General features: G+C 72.5%; 18 protein-coding genes and 2 pseudogenes. 9 read left to right on the top strand and 11 right to left on the bottom strand.

Features of this window, described 5'->3' with window-relative positions:
* The first annotated feature begins 69 nt into the window (after positions 1–69).
* Entirely contained in the window at positions 70–1,482 is a 1,413-nt protein-coding gene (locus ACIBAG_RS01370; RefSeq protein ID WP_399099627.1) for an RtcB family protein, read from the top strand.
* A 147-nt stretch (positions 1,483–1,629) separates the two neighbouring features.
* Here the strand turns inward: ACIBAG_RS01370 and ACIBAG_RS01365 are convergent, their stop codons facing one another.
* Positions 1,630–2,085, bottom strand: coding sequence for an archease (locus ACIBAG_RS01365; protein ID WP_399099625.1), 456 nt, complete (start codon positions 2,083–2,085; stop codon positions 1,630–1,632).
* A 102-nt stretch (positions 2,086–2,187) separates the two neighbouring features.
* Here ACIBAG_RS01365 and ACIBAG_RS01360 point away from each other — a divergent pair, with 102 nt between their 5' ends.
* Entirely contained in the window at positions 2,188–2,655 is a 468-nt protein-coding gene (locus ACIBAG_RS01360; RefSeq protein WP_399099623.1) for a TIGR03668 family PPOX class F420-dependent oxidoreductase, read from the top strand.
* Between the two features lie 193 nt (positions 2,656–2,848).
* Here ACIBAG_RS01360 and ACIBAG_RS01355 read toward each other — a convergent pair whose 3' ends face one another.
* Together ACIBAG_RS01355 and ACIBAG_RS01350 are read right to left on the bottom strand one after the other, a co-directional pair.
* The gene (locus ACIBAG_RS01355; protein WP_399099620.1) at positions 2,849–3,661 is read right to left on the bottom strand and encodes an amidohydrolase family protein; all 813 of its coding nucleotides are present in this window, start codon (positions 3,659–3,661) and stop codon (positions 2,849–2,851) included.
* A gap of 363 nt (positions 3,662–4,024) precedes the next feature.
* Entirely contained in the window at positions 4,025–4,378 is a 354-nt protein-coding gene (locus tag ACIBAG_RS01350; RefSeq protein ID WP_399100581.1) for a hypothetical protein, read from the bottom strand.
* Between ACIBAG_RS01350 and ACIBAG_RS01345 the strand changes: the two are divergent.
* Positions 4,302–5,021, top strand: a pseudogene (locus tag ACIBAG_RS01345) (pectate lyase); the annotation flags it as partial. The gene ACIBAG_RS01350 and the pseudogene ACIBAG_RS01345 sit on opposite strands and share 77 nt — an antisense overlap.
* A 51-nt stretch (positions 5,022–5,072) precedes the next feature.
* On the top strand, positions 5,073–5,966 hold the full coding sequence (ppk2, locus tag ACIBAG_RS01340; RefSeq protein WP_399099618.1) for a polyphosphate kinase 2: 894 nt from the start codon (positions 5,073–5,075) through the stop codon (positions 5,964–5,966).
* Between the two features lie 41 nt (positions 5,967–6,007).
* Here ppk2 and ACIBAG_RS01335 read toward each other — a convergent pair whose 3' ends face one another.
* From ACIBAG_RS01335 to ACIBAG_RS01315, 5 genes are all read right to left on the bottom strand, one after another.
* The gene (locus ACIBAG_RS01335; RefSeq protein WP_399099616.1) at positions 6,008–6,391 is read right to left on the bottom strand and encodes a luciferase family protein; all 384 of its coding nucleotides are present in this window, start codon (positions 6,389–6,391) and stop codon (positions 6,008–6,010) included.
* Between the two features lie 87 nt (positions 6,392–6,478).
* Entirely contained in the window at positions 6,479–7,381 is a 903-nt protein-coding gene (locus ACIBAG_RS01330) for a YceI family protein (RefSeq protein WP_399099614.1), read from the bottom strand.
* Between the two features lie 86 nt (positions 7,382–7,467).
* Positions 7,468–8,550 carry a maleylacetate reductase gene (locus ACIBAG_RS01325; protein ID WP_399099613.1) on the bottom strand — a complete coding sequence of 361 codons (1,083 nt, stop codon included), beginning with the start codon at positions 8,548–8,550 and terminating at the stop codon, positions 7,468–7,470.
* A complete protein-coding gene (locus ACIBAG_RS01320) occupies positions 8,547–9,404 on the bottom strand; it encodes an intradiol ring-cleavage dioxygenase (protein WP_399099610.1) in 858 nt (285 codons plus the stop codon). The genes ACIBAG_RS01325 and ACIBAG_RS01320 overlap by 4 nt, the downstream gene beginning before the upstream one ends.
* A gap of 63 nt (positions 9,405–9,467) precedes the next feature.
* Positions 9,468–11,213 (bottom strand): FAD-dependent monooxygenase, encoded by a 1,746-nt coding sequence (locus tag ACIBAG_RS01315; protein WP_399099608.1) that lies wholly within the window; start codon positions 11,211–11,213, stop codon positions 9,468–9,470.
* A 148-nt stretch (positions 11,214–11,361) separates the two neighbouring features.
* Here ACIBAG_RS01315 and ACIBAG_RS01310 point away from each other — a divergent pair, with 148 nt between their 5' ends.
* Positions 11,362–13,212: a helix-turn-helix domain-containing protein gene (locus tag ACIBAG_RS01310; protein WP_399099606.1), complete on the top strand. Its 1,851-nt coding sequence runs from the start codon at positions 11,362–11,364 to the stop codon at positions 13,210–13,212.
* Between the two features lie 22 nt (positions 13,213–13,234).
* Here the strand turns inward: ACIBAG_RS01310 and ACIBAG_RS01305 are convergent, their stop codons facing one another.
* Positions 13,235–13,816, bottom strand: a complete 582-nt coding sequence (locus ACIBAG_RS01305; RefSeq protein ID WP_399099603.1) for a hypothetical protein — start codon at positions 13,814–13,816, stop codon at positions 13,235–13,237.
* 198 nt (positions 13,817–14,014) lie between these two features.
* Here ACIBAG_RS01305 and ACIBAG_RS01300 point away from each other — a divergent pair, with 198 nt between their 5' ends.
* From ACIBAG_RS01300 to ACIBAG_RS01285, 4 genes are all read left to right on the top strand, one after another.
* The gene (locus tag ACIBAG_RS01300) at positions 14,015–15,181 is read left to right on the top strand and encodes an FAD-dependent oxidoreductase (protein ID WP_399099601.1); all 1,167 of its coding nucleotides are present in this window, start codon (positions 14,015–14,017) and stop codon (positions 15,179–15,181) included.
* A gap of 120 nt (positions 15,182–15,301) precedes the next feature.
* Positions 15,302–17,404, top strand: a complete 2,103-nt coding sequence (locus tag ACIBAG_RS01295; RefSeq protein ID WP_399100540.1) for a molybdopterin cofactor-binding domain-containing protein — start codon at positions 15,302–15,304, stop codon at positions 17,402–17,404.
* 18 nt (positions 17,405–17,422) lie between these two features.
* Positions 17,423–17,878 carry a (2Fe-2S)-binding protein gene (locus ACIBAG_RS01290; protein ID WP_399099599.1) on the top strand — a complete coding sequence of 152 codons (456 nt, stop codon included), beginning with the start codon at positions 17,423–17,425 and terminating at the stop codon, positions 17,876–17,878.
* A 63-nt stretch (positions 17,879–17,941) separates the two neighbouring features.
* Entirely contained in the window at positions 17,942–18,805 is an 864-nt protein-coding gene (locus tag ACIBAG_RS01285; RefSeq protein WP_399099597.1) for a fructosamine kinase family protein, read from the top strand.
* A 244-nt stretch (positions 18,806–19,049) separates the two neighbouring features.
* Here ACIBAG_RS01285 and ACIBAG_RS01280 read toward each other — a convergent pair whose 3' ends face one another.
* On the bottom strand, positions 19,050–19,955 hold the full coding sequence (locus ACIBAG_RS01280) for a hypothetical protein (RefSeq protein ID WP_399099595.1): 906 nt from the start codon (positions 19,953–19,955) through the stop codon (positions 19,050–19,052).
* A 93-nt stretch (positions 19,956–20,048) separates the two neighbouring features.
* Positions 20,049–20,237 (bottom strand): annotated as a pseudogene (locus ACIBAG_RS01275) (transcriptional regulator); the annotation flags it as partial.
* Between the last annotated feature and the right edge of the window lie 6 nt (positions 20,238–20,243).

Here is a 20,243-nt window from a genome sequence, read left to right as displayed (position 1 = left end):
TGCCCGCTGCGATACGGACGCCCCCGAGGGGGTACCCCGACGTGCGTACGCCGGGCGCGGGAGGCTGTCATGGAACTGGTCCAGGAAGCTCCCCACCGCTTCCGTATCGACCCGCACGGCCCCATGCGGGTGCCGGGCGTGGTGTTCGCGTCCAGGGCGTTGCTGAGGGACGCCGAGAAATCGCTGGAGCAGGTGGCCAACGTCGCCACGCTGCCCGGCATCGTCGGCGCGTCGTACGCCATGCCGGACATCCACTGGGGCTACGGCTTCCCCATCGGCGGCGTCGCCGCCACCGACGTGGCCGACGGCGGGGTCGTCTCGCCGGGCGGGGTCGGCTTCGACATCTCGTGCGGGGTACGGCTGCTGGCCGCCGACAGCGACGCGACGGCGCTGGAGTCGGCCCTGCCCGCGGTGATGGACGGCCTCGACCGGGCGATCCCGCGCGGCGCCGGTCCCGGCGGCGTATGGCACCTGACCGGCCCCGGCCAGCTGGAGCGGATCCTGCGCGGCGGCTCCCGCTACGCGGTGGAGGAGGGCCACGGCGAGGAGCGTGACCTGAGGCGGTGCGAGGACGGCGGGGCGGTCGCCGACGCCGACGTGGACCAGGTCAGCGCGCGGGCGCGGGAGCGCGGCCTCGGCCAGGTCGGCTCCCTCGGGTCCGCCAACCACTTCCTGGAGGTGCAGCGCGTCGACGAGGTGTACGACGAGACGGCCGCGGCCGCGTTCGGCCTCACCGCCGGCCAGGTGTGCGTGATGATCCACTGCGGTTCCCGCGGCCTCGGCCACCAGATCTGCACCGATCACGTCCGGCTGATGGACCAGGCGATGACCCGGTACGGCATCACGGTTCCCGACCGGCAGCTCGCCTGCACGCCGGTCGAGTCGCCGGAGGGGCGGCGGTACCTCGGCGCGATGGCCGCCGCGGCCAACTACGGCCGCGCCAACCGCCAGTTGCTGTCCGACGCGGCCCGCCAGGTCTTCCGGCGCACCGCGGGCACCCGGCTGTCGCTGGTGTACGACGTCTCCCACAACCTCGCCAAGATCGAGACCCATCCGGTGAACGGCGCCCGCCGCACCCTCTGCGTCCACCGCAAGGGCGCGACCCGGGCCTTCCCGCCCGGCCATCCGGACCTGCCCGGCGACCTGCGCGAGGTCGGCCAGCCGGTGCTGATCCCCGGGACGATGGGCACCGCCTCGTACGTCCTGGTCGGCGTGGCCGGCGGCGACGCGTTCTCCTCCACCTGCCACGGCGCCGGCCGGGTCCTCAGCCGCCACCGGGCCGCCCGCGCGGTGGGCGGCCGGGAACTGCGGGCCCGCCTGGAGGCGGCGGGGATCGCGGTGCGCCCACGCTCGCTGCGCGGCCTGGCGGAGGAGACGCCCGAGGCGTACAAGGACGTCAGCGAGGTGGTCGCCGCGAGCGAGGGCGCCGGACTGTGCCGGACGGTGGCCAGGCTGGTGCCGCTGGGGGTGGTGAAGGGCTGAGCTCGCGAGGGCGCGCGTGTGCCCTGCGCGGCGGGTGCACGGTCGTACGGCCGTGACGGAGGCCGCACGGTCGTATGGCCTTCACGGCGGCTGCACGGCCGTAGGACGGTTTTCACGGCGGCTGCACGGCCGTACCCGTCACGCGTCTCACACGTCCACGGTCACCGCGCACGACCACCCGTACGGACCGGGACCGATGTGCAGCCCGTGCCAGGAGATGCCCTTCGGGCTGGCGCCGGTGACCTCCACGTCCGCGAGGTCGGCGAGCGCGAGCCGCACGTCGAGGTCGCCGTCCGTGGTGTCGGCCTCCAGGTCGACGGGGACCCGGCCGTCCACGTCGAGGCGGAAGACGACCTCGTCCAGGAGTGCGGTCAGCAGCTCCTCGTCGCTGTCCTCCGCGAACCGCACCCGCTCCACCGAGGTCGGCCGTACCGCTGTGACGTCCGCGAAGCACTCCACCATCCCGAGCGCGGCCTCCACCAGGCAGCGCTCGCGGCTCACGGCCCACGCCTCGATCCGCACGTCGGCCGTGTGCGGCACCGCCCGATGGCCGCTGCCGCCGCTGCGACGTGTCTGGATGTCGTCGTCCGGGTCTCCGACCATCGGCACCACCTGATCCGCCGAGTCATCCCCCGAAGAGGGCGTTACACGGATAGGGGTACCCGAGTCGGGGCACGCCGTACCGCCAGGACCGAAGGAGCCGTCATGCCGGACATGGCGCAGGGCGAGGCACGCGTCCGGTTCGCCGGGGCAGCCGTCGCACGGCTGGCGACGGTCGACCCCGAGGGCCGTCCGCATCTGGTGCCGGTCGTGTTCGCGGTGCGCGGCGACGAGATCGTCACCGCCGTGGACGGCAAGCCGAAGCGGTCGCGGCGGCTCAGGCGGCTGCACAACATCGCGGTGAGCCCGGCCGTCTGTCTGCTGGCGGACGAGTACGACGACGACTGGGACCGTCTGTGGTGGGTCAGGGCCGACGGGGGCGCCCGCATCCTTCCGCCAGGCCCGCCCGACGCAGGCGAAACACTCGATGAATCCGGCGCGTACGCCTCCGCGATCGAACTCCTGCGGCGGAAGTACCCCCGGTACGAGCGGCAACCGCCGGACGGGCCGGTGATCGTGATCACCGTCCTGCACTGGAGGGGCTGGCAGGCCTCCGAGTCGGCCGGCGACTGAATCCACGGGCGCGGATCCATTGACCTTTCTCCGTCCTCATTGCAGACAGCGTCTTCACACTCTTTGCAGACAGCGTCTTCATATGAGGATCTCATTCAGGTAACTGAACGGAAGCGGCCGACGTTCATAAGGAGAACCGGCATATGCCGCTCATGGTGGTCGGATCAGTGTCCTGGTCCTGCTCGTCCTGATGTCAGAGGGCGAAGACGCGGCGGGCGTTGCCGTGCAGGAACAGCTCCCGCGTCTCCTCGTCCAGCTTCAGAACGTCCAGGTGCTCCAGAGCCCGACTCGGCGTGATCATGGGGTAGTTGGAGCCGAACAGGACCTTGCGGCGCCCCCGGCCGCGCAGGTACTCCACCAGTTCCGGCGGATAGCGGTGGGCGGTGTAGGCGCTGGTGTCGACGAAGACGTTCTCGTGCTTGTCGGCGACCGCGATCATCTCGGTCGTCCACGGGTAGCCGATGTGCCCGCACACGATCGTGAGCTCGGGGAAGTCCAACGCGACCTGGTCGATGTACGGGATCGGCCGCCCCGTCTCCGACGGCCGCAGCGGGCCGGTGTGGCCGACCTGCGTGCAGAACGGCACGCCCAGGTCCACGCAGGCCGCGTACAGCGGGTAGTACAGCCGGTCGGTGGGCGGCAGCCCCCACAGCCACGGGATGACGCGCAGCGCCACGAAACCCAACTCGTCGACGGTGCGCCGCAGTTCCCGTACAGCGGCCATGGGCCGGGCGAGATCGGCGCCCGCCACTCCGCGCAGCCGCCCGCCGGACTGCGCGACGAAGGCGGCCACCTCGTCGTTGTCGATCAGCGTGCCCTGCGGCCCGTACCAGGCCGCCGCGAGCCCGACCTCCACGTCCGCGGCCTCCAGCGCGGCCACCGTGACCTCGACGGGCAGCGGCTCGTCGAGCGTCCGCATGCCGGTCCAGCGGCGCAGCGACTCGAACATCTCATGATTGGCGTGGCGCGGCGTCGGATGCTGCATCCAGGCGTCGATGACGGGCACGTGTTCCGCCTCTCTGCGCGGTGGGGGAGCGGTCGGGGCCCCGTCCACATCGTCTCGTGGCGCCCTCGGTTCACCAAGCGGGCGCATCGCCTACTGGCCCACTGGGAAGCCCCGGGACGCGAACACGTTCCCTGGCGTCCGGTCTGCCCGGCTGCGTTCCCGATGTCGTGGCCGAGCAGGACAACGAGACCGGGAAGCGGATGGCGCCGGCGAACCCCGCCCGGCTCGGCGTGACCGGAAACTGATCGGCAACCTCGAAGCGGTCGGCGGCGACTGCGGGTCGAGGGGTCTTCCCGCCTCCCCCCCCCCGAGACCGAACGAGAGCCATCGCATGAACACCGGAACGCCTTCGCGCAGGCGCAGTCAGCGCCGTAGGAGACCCGACCGCCGCCCCCTGCTGATCGGCGCGCTGACCATCACCGTGGTCACGGCCGCCGTACTGCTGCCGGCCAGGCCCGACTCGGGAGCGGGCACCGCGAAGGGCGGGAACCCGACGCTCCTGGAGGCGGGCAGCCCCGACCCGACCCCGTCCTCGACATCCACCTCTGCCTCCGCCTCCCCGTCGCCGACCAAGTCGTCGACGTCTCCCTCCCCCTCGAAGGCGTCGCCCCGCAGGAGCGCGGACCCCTCCGCGAAGCCGACCGCCGCCGCCCGTCCCGCCACCGGCTTCGCCGCCTGGCCGAGCCCTACCACCGACCGGCCGGTGACCGCCACCATCCAGGTCACCGGCAGCTACGACGGCGGCCTCCAGCGGCTCCACGGCTCCGGCGCCCTCGGCCGCGACGGTCAGGACGAGGACCAGGACCCGCTCTTCGAACTCGCCGACGGGGCGGTTCTGAAGAACGTGGTCCTGGGCGCCCCGGCCGCCGACGGAGTGCACTGCCTGGGCAGTTGCACCCTGCAGAACGTGTGGTGGGAGGACGTGGGCGAGGACGCGGCGACCTTCAAGGGCGAGTCCGCGTCGGCGACGTACCGCGTCCTCGGCGGCGGTGCCCGGCACGCGGACGACAAGGTCTTCCAGCACAACGGCGCCGGGACCGTGACCATCCGCGACTTCCAGGTCGCGGACTTCGGCAAGCTCTACCGCTCCTGCGGCAACTGCGACACCCAGTACGAACGCCACGTGGTCATCAGCGGGGTCAAGGTGACGGGCCCGGCCGGCACCATCGCCGGGGTCAACGCCAACTACGGCGACACGGCCACCCTCTCCGGCGTGACCATCAGCGGGGACGGCGGCAGGGACATCGCCGTCTGCGACCGCTTCCAGGGCAACGACAACGGGGACGAGCCGAGCAGGACCGGCAGCGGACCCGACGGCGTGTACTGCCGGTACAGCGCGTCGGACGTCACCTATAGCTGATCTTTGCCTGGGGTTCGCCGGGCGTACGAAAGCGCTCGCTTGCATCGGTGTATGGATACCGAACTGTTGTCAGGGCTGCGCGTCGACTACACCGATCAGGACGACCCCGTCCTGATCAGGCCGGACGGCAGCCCCGTCGACACCTGGCGGGAGAACTACCCGTACGAGCAGCGCATGGAGCGCCCCGAGTACGAATGGCACAAGCGGCTCCAGCAGATCGAGCTGCTGAAGCTGCAGAGCTGGATCAAGGAGAGCGGCCGGCGTCTCGTCATCGTCTTCGAGGGACGGGACGCGGCCGGCAAGGGCGGCACGATCAAGCGCTTCACGGAGCACCTCAACCCGCGCGGCGCCCGCGTCGTGGCGCTGGAGAAGCCGACCGAGCGGGAGCGCGGGCAGTGGTACTTCCAGCGGTACGTCGAGCATCTGCCGACCGCGGGTGAGATCGTGCTGTTCGACCGGTCCTGGTACAACCGGGCCGGCGTGGAGCGCGTGATGGGCTTCTGCAGCGACGACGAGTACCGGCGCTTCATGCGGCAGGCCCCCGCCTTCGAGCGGATGCTCGTCGACGACGGCGTCGACCTGGTCAAGTTCTGGTTCTCGGTGTCCCAGGGCGAGCAGCGCACCCGGTTCACCATCCGCCAGGTCGACCCCGTACGCCAGTGGAAGCTCAGCCCCATGGACCTGGCCTCACTGGACCGCTGGGACGACTACACCGCCGCCAAGGTCGCCATGTTCCGTGAGACGGACACCGAGCACGCGCCCTGGACGGTGGTCAAGAGCAACGACAAGAAGCGGGCCCGCGTCGAGGCCATGCGCAGTGTGCTGGCCCGTTTCGACTACTCCGACAAGGACGAGGAGGTCGTCGGCACCCCCGATCCCCGGATCGTCGGCGCGGCGGCGGGACTGCTGGAGGCGGGGGAGGACGACTCCGCGGACGAGCGCTGACCGCCGGACGTCCCGGCGCCAGGACCGGGACCGGACACGACCTAGCCCCGGGGCAGCACCGTCACGCGACGGAAGTTGCACTCGTCCCCTGCCGGGTGCCCGGCAGGGGACGGCCGGTTCTGATGGGCCTTGAGGGCCGCGCTGACCAGGCTCATCAGCAGATCGACGTCCGTGTCGCAGTCGAGGTGGACGGTCACCCAGTTCGAGCCCGGGACCAGCCGTATCGCGGTCGACTCCTGCAGGTCGTCGTGGAACCGCTGGATGGCCGAGACCGTCAGGTGCAGATCCACGTCCCGGTCGGAGTGGAAGTGCACGATCTCGCTGTGGACGGTGCGCAGTGCCCGCCCTGCACCGCAACTGGCCGCGCCCGCGTTCAGATCGGGCCAGAGTTCCAGTTGTTCCATGGCGCGCTGGGCCAGTGTCATGCCCCCATAGTCACCCGATCACCGCGCCGCAACCAGAGGTTGAGCGAACTGTAACCGGGGCGTGAGGTACCTCTCGGCCACCCTGGCTCATTCGGGAGGTGTCGGGGTGTCGTGCGTGCGGTACATCGCCTGTACGTCCAGCTCCAGCTGGACCGTGGGACCGACCACCGCGATACCGCGCGCGAGCATGCTGCGCCAGTTCAGCGTGTAGTCCTCCCGGTGGAGCTCCGCCTTGGCCAGGGCCGCGCAGCGCAGCTCCTCGCCGTAGCCGCCGTTGACCGACCCCAGGTAGGTGGTGTCCAGCTCGACGGAACGGCTGATCCCGTGCATGGTCAGGCTGCCGTACAGCGTCCACTTGGTGCCGCCCCGGAACGCGAACCGCGTGCTGGTGAAGTCGATGTACGGGTAGCGCTCGACGTCCAGGAAGTCGCCGGAGCGCAGGTGGTTGTCGCGGGTGTTGTTGCCCGTGGTGATGCTCGCGGCCTCGATGCGCACCGACACCCGGGAGGCGGTCATGTCGGGTTCCACGTGTATGCCGCCGGTGAACCGCTCGAAACGGCCGTGGACGTGGGCCATGCCGACGTGCTTGGCGATGAAACGGATCGCCGTGTGCGGCGGGTCGAACAGCCAGGTGCCCGGCGCGGGGAGGTCCAGCTGGCGTCCCGACAGCAGCTGGACCCGCGCGGTGGGGGGCGTAGTACCGCCGACGACGTCCAGGGTTTCCTGGTGTGGTGTGAGGCCCTCCGCCGTGATCCGCATGCCGTAGCGGCCGGGCGGAAGCGCGGCGAAGAACAGCCCGTACGGATCCGTGGTGCCCCGCACCACGACCTCGTGCGAGTCCATCGCGGTCACCGTGACGTCGGCGCCCCGCATCGGCAGCCCCACCGGATCCACGACCTCGCGGGCCACGCCGCCCGCGCCGGACGGCACGGGAAACCCTGCGGCGGGCACCCCCCGGGAGCGTCGACTCCTGAGCAGTCCGAGGGGCATGGCGATCACCTTTCTTCGGGAGTGGGGGAATGTGAGTGGGGGGTGGAGGGGCTTGCCGAACAGAAGGGCTTGCCGAATGGAGGGCCTTACGGAGCGGCGGCCGTCGGCGGTGCGCCCTCGTACGCGGCGCGCAGCAGCGCGAGCACGCCGTCGGCCGTGACCGGGCGGGGGTTGGCGTAGGCCTGGCCCGCGGTCCGCGCGGCGGCCGTGGCCAAGTCGGCCTCCTTGAGGCCGAGTTCGGCGAGGGAGCGGGGGGCGCCGAGGCGTCCGGCCAGTTCCCACAGGGCCGCCGGCGCGTCCTCGGCGTCCAGGGCGCGGGCCACGGTGGCGGCCGCGTCCGGTGCGGCGGGGGCATTGTGGGCCAGCGCGTACGGCAGGACGACCGTGTGCGTCTCGGAGTGCGGCAGGCCGAAGGTGCCGCCCAGGACATGGCACAGCTTGTGGTGCAGGCCCATGGTGGTGGCGCCCAGGCAGGACCCGCACAGCCAGGCGCCGTACAGCGCACGGCCGCGCGCCGCCACGGACGCCGGCTGCGCGGCCACCTCCGGCAGGGCACGCGCCATCGCCCGTACGCCCTCCTCGGCCATCAGCGCCACCAGGGGCGAGGTGTCCGGCGCGTACAGTGCCTCGACGGCGTGCGCCATGGCGTTGACTCCGCTGGTCACGGAGAGCGGCACGGGCAGGGAGAGGGTGAGCTCGGGGTCGTAGACGACGCTTCTGGGCAGCACCTTCGGGTCGCGGCCGGTGCGCTTGGCGCCGTGCTCGGTCAGGCCCCAGACGTCCGTCATCTCCGAGCCGGAGTAGGTGGACGGCACCGCGATCAGCGGCAGCCCGGTGCGCAGCGCGATCGCCTTGCCCAGCCCGATCGACGAGCCGCCGCCGACCGCCACGCACCCGTCGGCCCCGGCCGCCCGGGCCACCTCGACGGCCCGGTCGGCGACCTCCACGGGCACATGCATCCGAGCCCCGTCGTGCAGCTCCGCGCAGGCCGGGCCCAACGCGTCCGCGACCGCCCGGGCCGTGTCCGCCCCACGCGCCCCGCACACCACCAACAGCCGCCGCAGACCGAGGCGTTCGGCCTCAACGGGCGTCGCCGACACGGCCGCACCCGGCCGGAGGACGACCCGCCCGGGCCGACTCTCGTACGAGAAGTCGAGGAAGTCCGTCACGCCCGCTCCAGCACGAGGTCGAACCGGGCGTGCCGGAAGGGGTTGCCGACGCCGAACTCCCCGGCCCGTGACGGATCGTCGATCTCCTGGAAGTCCTGCACCAGGCTCGGCTTGACGGCGAACACGGCGTCGGAGTCCAGGTACTCGCTGCCCGCCACGAAGATGTGCGTGGTCACCGGAGTGTGGCCGGCGGCCGAGGCGATGAAGTGGATGTGGGCCGGGCGGTACGGGTGCCGTCCGGTGGCCCGCAGCAGGTCGCCGACCGGGCCGTCCGTCGGGATCGGGTACGGGCTCGGCACACAGGTACGGAACCAGAAGCGGCCCTCGGCGTCCGCCGTGAACAGGCCCCGGCCGTTGCCCGGCGGCTGTACGTCCGGGCGCTGCACGTCGTAGAAGCCGTGCCCGTCGGCCTGCCACACGTCGACCTTCGCGCCGGGCAGCGGACCGCCGTCCGGGGACAGCACCCGTCCGCTGACCACGCACGGCTCGCCGTCACCGACCAGGTCGATGGTCGCGCCGAGCTCGCGGACGGGGGACTCGGTCATGTGGAACGGGCCCAGCACCGTCGACTCGGTGGCGCCCGGGCCCTGGCGCTCGTTGATGGTCTCCACCAGCATCGACAGCCCGAGCACGTCCGACAGCAGGATGAACTCCTGCCGGGTGTCCGTGCACGCCTGCCCGGTCGCGGTCAGGAACCCGATCGCCCGCTCCCACTCCTCCTGCGTCAGCCCGGTCTCCCGCGCGAAGGCGTGCAGATGCCGGATCAGGCCGGTCAGCAGCTCCCGCAGACGGGGATCGGCGGTCCCGCGCAGACTGGCGACGGCCTCTTCGGTGACTGTCGGCTCGCCGGTCATGTCGGCTCCTTCCCCGGCGTCCTGTTCCCCGGTTTCGTGGGCGCACATCTCAACCGTGCCCTCTCAACCGTGCCCGAGAATCCGCCGCAGCGCGTCCGTGAGCAACCGCTCGGCGTCCTCGGCCGAGGACGCGTCGGCGTACCGGAACGCCACATACCCGTCGGGGCGTACGAGGAGGGCGCCCGCGTCGGAGATCTCGCGGAGGTTCGCCCAGTCGCCGTACGGGTCCTCGTACTCCTGCCCCGGTCCGATCACCACGGCGGCGATGTCGAGGGGCTGGGCCGCGGCAGCCCGCACCCAGGCGTCGCCGCCGATGCCGGTGAGCAGCGTGAAGCGGCCCTTGCCGACGGTGTCGAGGGTGGACAGGGTCCGGGTCCCGGAGGTGATCCAGGCATGGGGGAGCTTGGCGCCGGGGCGTGAGGTGGGCTGGTGGTACAGCTCCGGGTCGCGGGTGAAGCCGGGATCGGGAGTGCCGTCGGGGACGACCGCGTCGGAGGCGTAGCGCTGGTTGAGGTCGACGCCGTGCGCGTTGAACTCGTACGCCTTGAAGGCGATCGCCTCGCGCAGCGCGGTCCGCTGCTTCTCGGCGGCCTCCGTGGCGTCCTTTCGGGCGGCGATGTTGGCCCACAGCTGCTCGGGTGTCTGCGGCGAGAGCCCGTCCAGTGCCTCGAAGATCGGGGCGGTCTCGGCGATCGACTTGTTGGCGCGGGTCACGATCTGCTTCCCGACCGGAGCCCGCTCGGCGTCGTACGTGTCGAGCAGCTTCGGCGACGCCACGCCGTCGAGCACGAGCTTCAGCTTCCACGCCAGGTTGTAGGAGTCCTGGATGGAGGTGTTGGAGCCGAGCCCGTTGGACGGCGGGTGGCGGTGCACGGCGTCACCGGCGCAGAAGACCCGGCCGTTGGCGTACGTCTCGGCGTACATCTCGTTCACCGTCCACGCCGAGGACGACTTGACGGTCACCGGGATCTCGTCGTCGCCGACCAGTTGCCGTACGACGGACAGCGCGTACTCCTCCGTGAGGTCGGGAGCGCCCGCGGTCACGTCGTACCCCCAGACGATCAGCCACTCGTTCCAGGGCCGCACACAGCGCACGAGGCCCGCGCCGATGCCGCCGACCGTGGCGCCCGGCGCGAGCACCCAGTAGAGGGTGGAGGGGCGGTGGGCCGTGTACTTGGTCAGATCCGCGTCGAAGACGATGTTGATGCTGCCCGCGACACCCATCTGACCGCCCATCGGCAGCCCGGCGTCCTCGGCGACCTTCGAACGGCCGCCGTCGGCGCCGATCAGGTACTTGGCGCGGATCGTGTACTCGTCGCCGCGCAGCCGGTCCTCGACCGTGACCGTGACGCCGCCCTCGTCCTGGACGAAGGACCGGTACACCGTGCTGAAGCGGAAGTCGGTGCCGCGGGCGATGGCCGCGTTCACCAGCACCGGCTCCATCAGGTGCTGCGGCATGTCGCACATACGGGTCGGGCTGGCGAGGTCGTGCGCGGCCTGCACGAGCGGATCGTTGCCCCAGGAGCGGACCCGGCCCAGCTCCTCGCCGGCCAGGCTGGTGCAGAACGTCGTGTTGCCCATCAGCTGCTGGGGCGTGGCCTGGGCGACCACGTCCTCCTCGACGCCCAGATCGCGCAGCACCTCCATGGTCCGCTGGTTGGTGATGTGCGCGCGGGGGGTGTCGGCGAGACTCGCGTACCGGGTGACGACCATGTTGCGCACGCCGTAGGTGCTCAGGGCGAGCGCGGCCGACGCGCCCGCCGGGCCGCTGCCCACGATCAGTACATCGGTCTCGACGACGGTGTGCACGACAGAACGCTCCAGGAGATGAGACAGGGGAGGGGGACGGACCCGACCTTTCAAGATCATGGAGCTGGGCGTCCGGTCGTGGGTGTCTCATTACGAGACAGCCCGCCATCGCCGCGTGTGCGACGCCCCCGATACGGTGAGGAACGCCATGACCACCGCGGAACATCCCCCTGCCCTCGCCCCTCTCCGTCAGGCCCGACAGCGGTTCCTGACGGGGCGCCCGCTCCCGGACGGTGTACCGGACGACGTCGTCGCCGCCTGGCGGCGCGCACGGTTCTTCGGCGTACGGCCCGATCTCGAGGGCCCGATACGGGAGTCGGTGGCCGACCCTGTCGACTCGCCGCTGCTTCAGGCGGCGCGTCCGGCGCTCACCCGCCTCGCCCCGGCCCTCGACGTCGAACGGTCGGCACTGGTCCTCACCGACGAGCGGCTGAGGGTGCTGTGGTCGACGGGCAGCGCACCCGGCGACGACACCTGCCGCGACCTGTCCGAGCGCGAGGTCGGCCACAACAGCGCCGCGCTCGCCCTGCGCACGCGACGCCGGGCCGAGGTGCACGGTCCCGAGCACTTCCTCGACATGTGGCAGGACGTCTCCGCGGTCAGCGTGCCGCTGCTCTCCCCGCAGACGGGAAAAGCCCTCGGCACGGTGACGGTCGCTTCCGGCCTGTGCGCGGGGCGCCGTCCGCACCCCGGCGCCGCCCTCGCCGAGGCGGCGGCCACGGCGGTGGAGGCGGAACTGCGGGCACGCGCGCGTACCGCGGAACGCGCGCTGCTCGACGCCTACGAGCGGGCCGCGCGCGGGCGTGAGCGGGCGGTCGTCGCGCTGGACGGCCGTAACCGGCTGGTCAGCGAGGCGGCGGTGCGTCTCGCGTCGCCTCAGGTGCTGGAGGCCCTGGAGCGGCGGGCGCGAGCCTGGGGGACGGGAGCCGGTGCGGGTAAAGGCGCCGGGGAGGGGACGGGCGCCGAGGAGGGGACAGTCGCCGGTGAGAGGAGCGGGCTGGATGAGTCGTACCGGATCCCGCTGCCTGAGGACGCCGGGTGCACGGTCGAGATCACTCCGGTACGGCATGAAGGCCGCGTTCTCGGGCTGGTCGCGGTGCTCGAACCACGCTCCGTGGAGCCGGCGCCCTCGCCGCCGCGTCCGCTGAGCTCACTGGTGGGCGGCTCGGTGCCGTGGCGGCACGCTGTCGCGCGAGCGGCGGCGCTGGCCCGTACGGCGGGACCCCTGCTGGTGGTGGGCGAGCGGGGAACCGGCAAGACCACGCTCGGCCTCGAACTCCTCGACGGCACGGCCCCGTTGGTGGTGGACGCCGCCGAGTCACCCGAACCCGGCCTCGACGACGACGACGGGCGTGGCGAGACTGGCGTCCCCGCGGCCGAAAGCCGGTGGAGGGCAGGCGACCGCCCGCTGCTGCTGCGCCACGCCGAACGGCTCGCCCAGCCGGACGTCGCCGCCCTCAACTCCCTCCTGGACGAGCGTCCGGACGCCCGTCTCATCGTCACGTACACGCCCGGAACCTCGCCCGGCCCCTGCCTCCAGCGCCTCCTCGACACCCTCGCGGCCCGCTCGGTGACACTGCCCGCCCTGCGGGAACGCCCCGAGGACATCCGGGAGTTGCTCCCCGCGCTGGCGCCCGGGCCGGCCCCCGGCAGCCCTCCGCTGACCTGGACCCTGGACGCGTTGCGGGCGCTGGAACAGCATCCCTGGCCCGGAAACGTCACCGAACTCGCCCATCTCGTGAGGGCCCTCGCGAGCCAGCGCCGGTTCAGCGGACCGGTGCGGCGCGGCGAACTGCCGGATCCTGTCCGGGAGGGACCCGCGGGACGGAGCCTGAGCCCCATGGAGCTCGCCGAACGGGCCGCGATCCTGGAGGCGTTGCGCCGCCACGGCGGCAACAAGGCACGCGCCGCGGCGGCGTTGGGGATCGCCCGGGCGACCCTTTACCGGAAGCTGCGGGAGTACCAGGGGCGGGACGCCCTGACCGCCCCGCAGCCCTGATCACAGCGACTCCGTCAGGGCCTCAGCGTGCCCCGGTCCAGTTGCGCGCGACGTCCACCACGACCCGGTCGGGGGCCACCCACACGCGGAACGGCAGCCGCGCCCGGACGCCGAGCCCGATCTGCGTGTCCCCTTCGAAGCTGCCGGCGAACCGGGCGTCCCGGAAGGTGCGGTAACCCGTGAGGTCCACGCCCGGCAGACGCTGACCGGCCCGCACGGGATACGTGGGCTTCCCGGTGTCGGGGTCGTAAGCCGGGGCGGCCACCCGCACCTCGATGACGGCTCCGCCGCCGACCGGGATGTGGTTGCCCGAACCGTCCTGGTGGAGGCGGCTGACGTACCTGACGGAATAGCCGAGGGCGCTGGTGCCCGCGCCGGGGACGTCGACGACCATGCGGTCGAAGCAGGCGTGCCGGCCGGTCCTGATGTTCGTCACCGACTCCGACGTGGCGGCGGAGCGGGTCTTGGCCTGACTGCCCCAGCCGGTGGGGCAGGCCGTGGCCCGGGTGGTGGCCGTGGTGGCGCCGGCCGGAACCGCCGCGACACCCAAGGTGGCGGCCATGAGCGCGACGGTCGTCGCCCAGGCCACTCGCTTTCGTCCCATTACGTCCCCCTGGAGGTGATGTGCCTGATATTAGAGGAGACATTCGGGTTGCCGGAATGGTTGCATGCATTCCGGTTCGGTGTACCGGTTCGGTGCGGCGGTCGGGGTGCCCGCTCGGGAACCCGGGCCGGACCTGGGACGTTCCACGAAGGACGGCGGCGACCGGCAGGGGCCGCACGCGCGTTCAAGGGGGGCGATGTGACGCGGTTGATTGTCGTAGGGGGCGGGATCGCCGGCGCGGGCGCAGCGCTCGCCCTGCACAAGGCCGGATTCGACGTCGCCGTGTACGAGGCGCATCCGGACTCCGCCGAGGACATCGGCGCGTTCCTCACCCTCGCGAGCAACGGCATGCGGGCGCTCGCGGAGGTCGACGCCTCGGACGCGGTCACCGCCATCGGCTTTCCGCTCACCTCGATGCGGGTCCTCGACGACACGGGCGCCGAGGTGGCCCAGGTGCCGCTGGGCGAGGCGGGCACCGCACACCTGCGGTACCGGTGCCTGCGGCGCGGCGACCTCAACGCCGCCTTACAGGCCGAGGTCGCGCGCCGGGGCATCGGCATCCGGCACGGCGCCCGCCTGATGTCGGTCGAGGACGGCCCGGACGGTGTGACCGCCCGCTTCGCCGACGGCAGCACGGCCACCGGCGACCTGCTCATCGGCGCCGACGGCCTCAACTCCACCGTCCGCCGCCTCATCGCCCCGGACGCCCGCCCGGAGTACGCCGGTCAGTACGTCTTCTACGGCTATACGGACACCGCCCCCGAGGCCGCCGGGGCCGAGACGATCACCATGGTGCGCGGCAGCTCGGTCGCCTTCGGCTACGCTCTGTCGCCCGCGGGGGAGACGTACTGGTTCGCACGCGTCACCGACGCACCCCTGGCCGCCGACGCCCTCGCGGACGGCACCCCGGCCCGCTGGCGCGACCTGCTGCTGCCCCTGCTGCGCAAGGACGCCACTCCGGCCGCGGACCTCGTCGCGGCGACCCCCGACCGGCTCATGGTCACCAACGCCTGCGAACTCCCCACCGGGACGCCCTGGCGCTCCGGCCGCACCCTGGTCATCGGCGACGCGGCCCACGCGGCTTCCCCCGCCACCGGGCAGGGCGCGTCCATGGCGCTGGAGGACGCCGTGATCCTGGCCAAGTCCCTGCGGGACGCGCCGGACACGGACGTCGCGCTCACCCTGTACGAGTCCCTTCGCCGCCCTCGCGTGGAACACAACATCACGGTCAGCGGCGGCATTTCCCGCGGCACCCACGCCCCGTCCGGTCCCGGCGCACGGGGCGGCAGCGGGAACCGGCAGGGCGAGGACGAGCTGGTGCGACACCTGGAGTGGGGCACCGACCTCTCCCGCCTCGGCCCGTAGATCGATGCAGCGGCCAACCGGCGCAACCCCGGCGCGCACCCGCCCCTCATACAGGTCGAACCACCCCGGGTTCTCGGAGAGGAGCGTCTGTTGGCCAGTCAGTTGTCCCGCAGGCAGTTCGTGGTGTACTCGCTCGCGGCGACCACCCTGACCGTCGCGGCACCGCTCGGCTGCGACGGCTCGACCGCGCAGGGCGCCGAGGAAGCCGCGGCCGACGGCCGCGCCGCCTCCGACGTCCTGGTCACCGGCACCGACGAGGAAATGCTGGTCCTGGAGATCACCCCGGCCAACAGGGTCGTCGTACGGCTGCCGCGCGTCGAGGTCGGCCAGGGCGTCACCACCGCCGTCGCGATGATGATCGCCGAGGAGCTGGACGCCCGCCTCGCCGACGTCGACATCCCGCTCGCGGACGCCCGCGGCAAGGGCAACCAGTTCACCGGCGGCTCGAACTCGGTCAGTTCGCTGTACGGACCGGCCCGGCAACTGGCCGCCACCGCCCGCGCCAAGCTGGTGACGGCGGCGGCCCGGCAATGGCACGTCCCCGCGCGGACCCTGCGCACCCGGGGCACCCGGGTCTTCGCACCGGACGGCCGCTCGGCCGCCTTCGGAACGCTGACCAGAGCCGCCGCCCGGATCACACGCCCGGCCGTGTCGACCGACCCCAAGCCCGCGTCCAAGCACCGCCTGATCGGCCGGCCGACGACCCGCATCGACGCCCGCGACATCGTCACCGGCAAGGCGAAGTACACCGGAGACCTCGCGGTGGCCGGCGCCAAGCCGACCGTGGTGGCCCGGCCGCCGACGATCGGCGGCAAGGTCGTCTCGGTCGACTCCGCGGCCGCACGCACCATGCCCGGCGTGCACGCGGTCGTCCGGATCGACGGCGGTGTCGCCGTGGTCGCCGACACCTTCCACCACGCCTTCCAGGCCCGGGACGCGCTCCGGATCAAGTGGGCGCCGGGCCCGCTGGCCAACCTCTCCGACGCCGGGATCCGCTCCCGGCTGCGTGCCGCCGTGCCGAAACTGGAGACCCCGCCGCGCGGATCGGCGCAGACGGAGGCCGAGTTCGAGTTCGCCTTCGTCAGCCACGCGCCGATGGAGGTGCTCACCGCCGTGGCGGACGTACGCGCCCAGCGCGCCGAGATCTGGTTCTCCTCCCAGACACCGCAGTCGGCGCGCGAGGAGATCGCCTCGACGATCGGCCTGCCGGTGTCGAAGGTCCGGGTCCATGTCCTGCGCGGCGGCGGCTCGTTCGGACGCCGGCTGAACTACGACGCCGCGATCGAGGCGGCCCTGATCTCCAAGAAGGCGCGCCGGCCGGTGAAGCTGATGTGGAGCCGGGCCGACGACATCCGGCACGGCCGCATGCGCCCGGCCTCCCACCACCGGATCCGGGCCAGCCATGCCCGGGGCAGGGTGGTGGCCTTCGCCCATGCGACGGCCTCGGTCAACGAGTCCCTCGGCAAGCAGGGCCTGTCCACCCAGGGCGGCGTGGGCTCGGCCGTACGTGCCGCCCCCGCGGCGGCCCCGCTCCCCAGCGACAGCGGCCTGTACAACTTCGGCCGGCTCTCCGGTGATTCGGGCTCGGTGGACCTCGCGATTCCCCTCGGCGCCTGGCGTTCGGTGGACTCCGGCACGGTGCGCACCGCCGAGGAGATCGTCGTCGACGAGGTCGCCCGCAGCCTCGGCAAGGACCCGGTCGCCTTCCGCCGTACGACCCTGCGGAGCAAGGCCGTCAAAGCCGTACTGGACAAGGTCGCCAGGGCGGGGGACTGGGGCCGGACCATGCCCCGGGGCCACGCCCAGGGTGTCGCCGTGCACGAGGAGTACGGCTCCTGTGTGGCCTGCCTGGTCGAGATCGACGCCGCCGATCCGAAGAACCCCCGGGTGACCAAGGTGGTGATGGCGGCGGACGTCGGAACGGCCGTCAACCCGCGCGGACTCGAGGCCCAGCTGATGGGCACCGCGGTCGACGGGATCTCCACGGTCCTGCGGGCCGGGCTGCACATCGACAAGGGCGCCGTTCGCGAGAGCAGCTTCGCCGACTTCCACTACGCCCGCCAGCGGCACGCCCCGCAGCACTTCGAGGCGCACATCATGCCCGCAAAGGGCGATCCCGGCGGAGCCGGCGAACTCGGCGTCCCCGCCGCGGCGGGCGCCGTCGCCAACGCCTACGCCCGGGCCACCGGCACCAAGCCGCGCCGCTTCCCCCTCAATTTCTGAGCCTTCGAGAAGGTACCGATGCCGTCCTACTCCTTCACCCTCAACGGCAAGCGCGTCACCGTCGAGGCACCCGCCGACATGCCCCTGCTGTGGGTGCTGCGCGACCTGCTGAACGTCACCGGCCCCAAGTACGGCTGTGGTGTCGGCGCCTGCCGCGCCTGCACCAGCCATCTCGACGGCGACGAGATCCAGCCCTGTGTCGTCCCCGTCGCCGACTGCGCCGGCCGTGAGGTCACCACCATCGAGGGCCTGGCCGACGGCGACCGGCTGCACCCCGTGCAACAGGCCTGGCTCGACTGCGACGTCGCCCAGTGCGGCTTCTGCCAGCCGGGCCAGATCATGGCCACGGCCGCTCTCCTGAAGAAGACGCCCCGGCCGACGGACGCCGACATCGACCGGATCGAGAACGTCTGCCGCTGCGGCACCTACTCCCGGATCCGTGAGGCGATCAAGAAGGCGGCGGCCGGTAGTTGACCCGGGTGACGTCGCCGACCGGCCGACTTCAGTGCCGCCGGGGCCCGCCGTAACCTGATGCCCGTGCACAACTCCTTCGACGGCCCGAGCGCCGCGGCCGCGCGGTTCACCGGTCTGCCCGCCATCGGTGAACGCCGGCTCTCCGGGGCGCTCGCGGAAGTGACCCTCGACGGCGGCCGGGTGGTGATGGTCAAGCGCGGCGACGACCGAGCCGCACAGGCCGAGGCGGCGGGACTGCGCTGGCTGGCCGACGCCGGCACGGTCCGCATCCCGGCCGTGCACGGTCACGACGGGCGGTGGCTGGTCACCGACCGGGTGGCCACCGGCCGGCCCGGCGCCGCGGCTGCGGAGCGCCTCGGCCGCGAACTGGCCGCCCTGCACGCCACCGGCGCACCCGCGTTCGGCGCCCCACCGCCCGGCGGCCCCGAGGACGCGTACATCGGCCTCGCCCCGATGCGCAACGTCACCGGCCCCGACTGGCCCCGCTGGTACGCGGAGCACCGGGTGCTGCCTTATCTGCGCCGCGCGGTCGACGAAGGCACGCTGCGCAGCGCCGAAGCATCCGTCATCGAGCGGGTGTGCGAGCGTCTGCCCGAACTGGCGGGCCCTGCCGAGCCGCCCGCCCGGCTGCACGGCGACCTGTGGAACGGCAACGTCCTGTGGGGCGCCGACGGGCACGCCTGGCTCATCGACCCGGCCGCGCACGGCGGCCACCGCGAGACAGACCTGGCCATGCTCCACCTCTTCGGCTGCCCCCACCTGGACCGGATCCTGGACGGCTACCGGGCGCTCGCGCCCCTCGCCGACGGCTGGCGCGACCGCATCGCCCTGCACCAGCTCTTCCCCCTCCTGGTGCACGCCGTGCTCTTCGGCCGCGGCTACGCCGAACAGGCCCTGGCGGTGGCCGAGTCGGCCCTGACGGCGTGAGCTGCGGCCCGCCTCGCTCCACCCGAGACCGCGCCGCTTCCTCTGGCCGCTGATGTGGTCTCCGACAGCGCCCGGTGCACCCCTGGTGCCTCGCCCGCAGCTCGAAGGCCTGTCCAAGGCCACCCCGGGTCCTGTCCCTGGCGTGCCGTCGCGGAACCCACTCACGGCGGCGCGGCCTTCTCCCGCCCCGGAGAACCGGGGATATGAAGGTCCTTCAGCCACGGTGAGTGGCCGGCGGGAATCGTCAGCGCCAGCTGGGGGACGGCCCCGTGAGGTTGCCGTGCGGCACCGGACGGCCCGTGAACGCGTCCAGCAGTATCCGGTCGCCGAGTGGACGGTCCAGCTCGACCCTCACCTCCTTGACGCGCAGGTCGGAGGTGCAGATGCCGTCCCGCGCGCCGACGACGTAGGCGGACAGGACCACGCTGCCGTCCGTCTCCAGCACGTCCACGGCGGGTCCGTCGTCGCAGGACCCGTGGTAGCCGTGCACGGTGACGGACCGGTAGTCCTCGGCCACCGCGACCAGCTCGGCGAGCTCCCCCACACCGTTGGCCGGAGTGTCCCCGACCGGCCCGATGGGCGGCTCGGGAAGCTTCGACGGTTCGAGGGCGACGCGCTTGAGCGGGGTGTCGTAGCCCTCGATCGTGAACAGCCACGCCGGGACGGTGGCCGGACCGCGACTCGTGGCCAGCGTCGTCTCACCCAGCTTCGCCCCGGTCACGGTGAGATACGGTCCCGGCCCGCTGCTGCGGCCCACGCTCTCGTACGCCTGCCGCGCGCCCATGAGCGGCAGCGTGAGCGCGCCGCCGCGCTCCCAGGTCACCTCGGCGTCCTCGCGCGGAGAGTCGGGGAGTTCGCCGCGCAGCCGGAAGTTCTCCGTGATGTACGCCTCCTTGTCGGCGTCGTTGTGGAAGGCGTCCTCCGGCAGCTGGACCGCGTCCGCCATCGGGTAGTAGCCCTTGCGCCATGTCTCGGCGGCCGGTGAGCCGTCCCAGGCCTCGGCCACCTCGAGGGCGCGGGGCCTGGTGTCCGGCGCCGGCTCGGATTCGCCCGAGCCTGTCGCGCCTGAGCCTGAGCCTGCGCCGCATGCGGCGGTGAACAGGCCCAGGGCGGTGAGCAGCTGGACGGTGCGTGAAGCGGTCGTACGCATGGATCCCCCCGAACGGGCGGCGACGGGCACGGCAGGGGCGGGTGTCGCGCTCGCCCCGACACTGTGACGTACGAAGGGCCCGAAACGTTGGGGTCACACCTCGGGCTGTGTGCCGAGCACGGCGACCAGCGCGAGGCGTTCGACGTCCGCGATGCCCGGTTCGGCCGTGTAGACCATGAGGCGCAGATCGCTGCCGGCCACGGTGAGGATGTCGCAGTTCAGGGTCAGGGCAGGGACCTGCGGTTGCTCGACGACCTTGCGGCCGGCCTCGTGGCGACCGACTTCGGC

Source organism: Streptomyces sp. NPDC051243 (genome assembly GCF_044455405.1).
Classification (GTDB): Bacteria; Actinomycetota; Actinomycetes; order Streptomycetales; family Streptomycetaceae; genus Streptomyces.
Note: the sequence above shows the minus strand (reverse complement) of the source record. Positions and strands in the feature narration are given on the sequence as shown.

Coding starts and splice junctions, on each gene's coding strand:
- ACIBAG_RS01370 (WP_399099627.1), top strand. CDS start 70: ATGGAACTGGTCCAGGAAGCTCCCCACCGCTTCCGTATCGACCCGCAC.
- ACIBAG_RS01365 (WP_399099625.1), bottom strand. CDS start 2,085: ATGGTCGGAGACCCGGACGACGACATCCAGACACGTCGCAGCGGCGGC.
- ACIBAG_RS01360 (WP_399099623.1), top strand. CDS start 2,188: ATGCCGGACATGGCGCAGGGCGAGGCACGCGTCCGGTTCGCCGGGGCA.
- ACIBAG_RS01350 (WP_399100581.1), bottom strand. CDS start 4,378: ATGGTGGCGGTCACCGGCCGGTCGGTGGTAGGGCTCGGCCAGGCGGCG.
- ppk2 (WP_399099618.1), top strand. CDS start 5,073: ATGGATACCGAACTGTTGTCAGGGCTGCGCGTCGACTACACCGATCAG.
- ACIBAG_RS01335 (WP_399099616.1), bottom strand. CDS start 6,391: ATGACACTGGCCCAGCGCGCCATGGAACAACTGGAACTCTGGCCCGAT.
- ACIBAG_RS01330 (WP_399099614.1), bottom strand. CDS start 7,381: ATGCCCCTCGGACTGCTCAGGAGTCGACGCTCCCGGGGGGTGCCCGCC.
- ACIBAG_RS01320 (WP_399099610.1), bottom strand. CDS start 9,404: ATGACCGGCGAGCCGACAGTCACCGAAGAGGCCGTCGCCAGTCTGCGC.
- ACIBAG_RS01310 (WP_399099606.1), top strand. CDS start 11,362: ATGACCACCGCGGAACATCCCCCTGCCCTCGCCCCTCTCCGTCAGGCC.
- ACIBAG_RS01305 (WP_399099603.1), bottom strand. CDS start 13,816: ATGGGACGAAAGCGAGTGGCCTGGGCGACGACCGTCGCGCTCATGGCC.
- ACIBAG_RS01290 (WP_399099599.1), top strand. CDS start 17,423: ATGCCGTCCTACTCCTTCACCCTCAACGGCAAGCGCGTCACCGTCGAG.
- ACIBAG_RS01280 (WP_399099595.1), bottom strand. CDS start 19,955: ATGCGTACGACCGCTTCACGCACCGTCCAGCTGCTCACCGCCCTGGGC.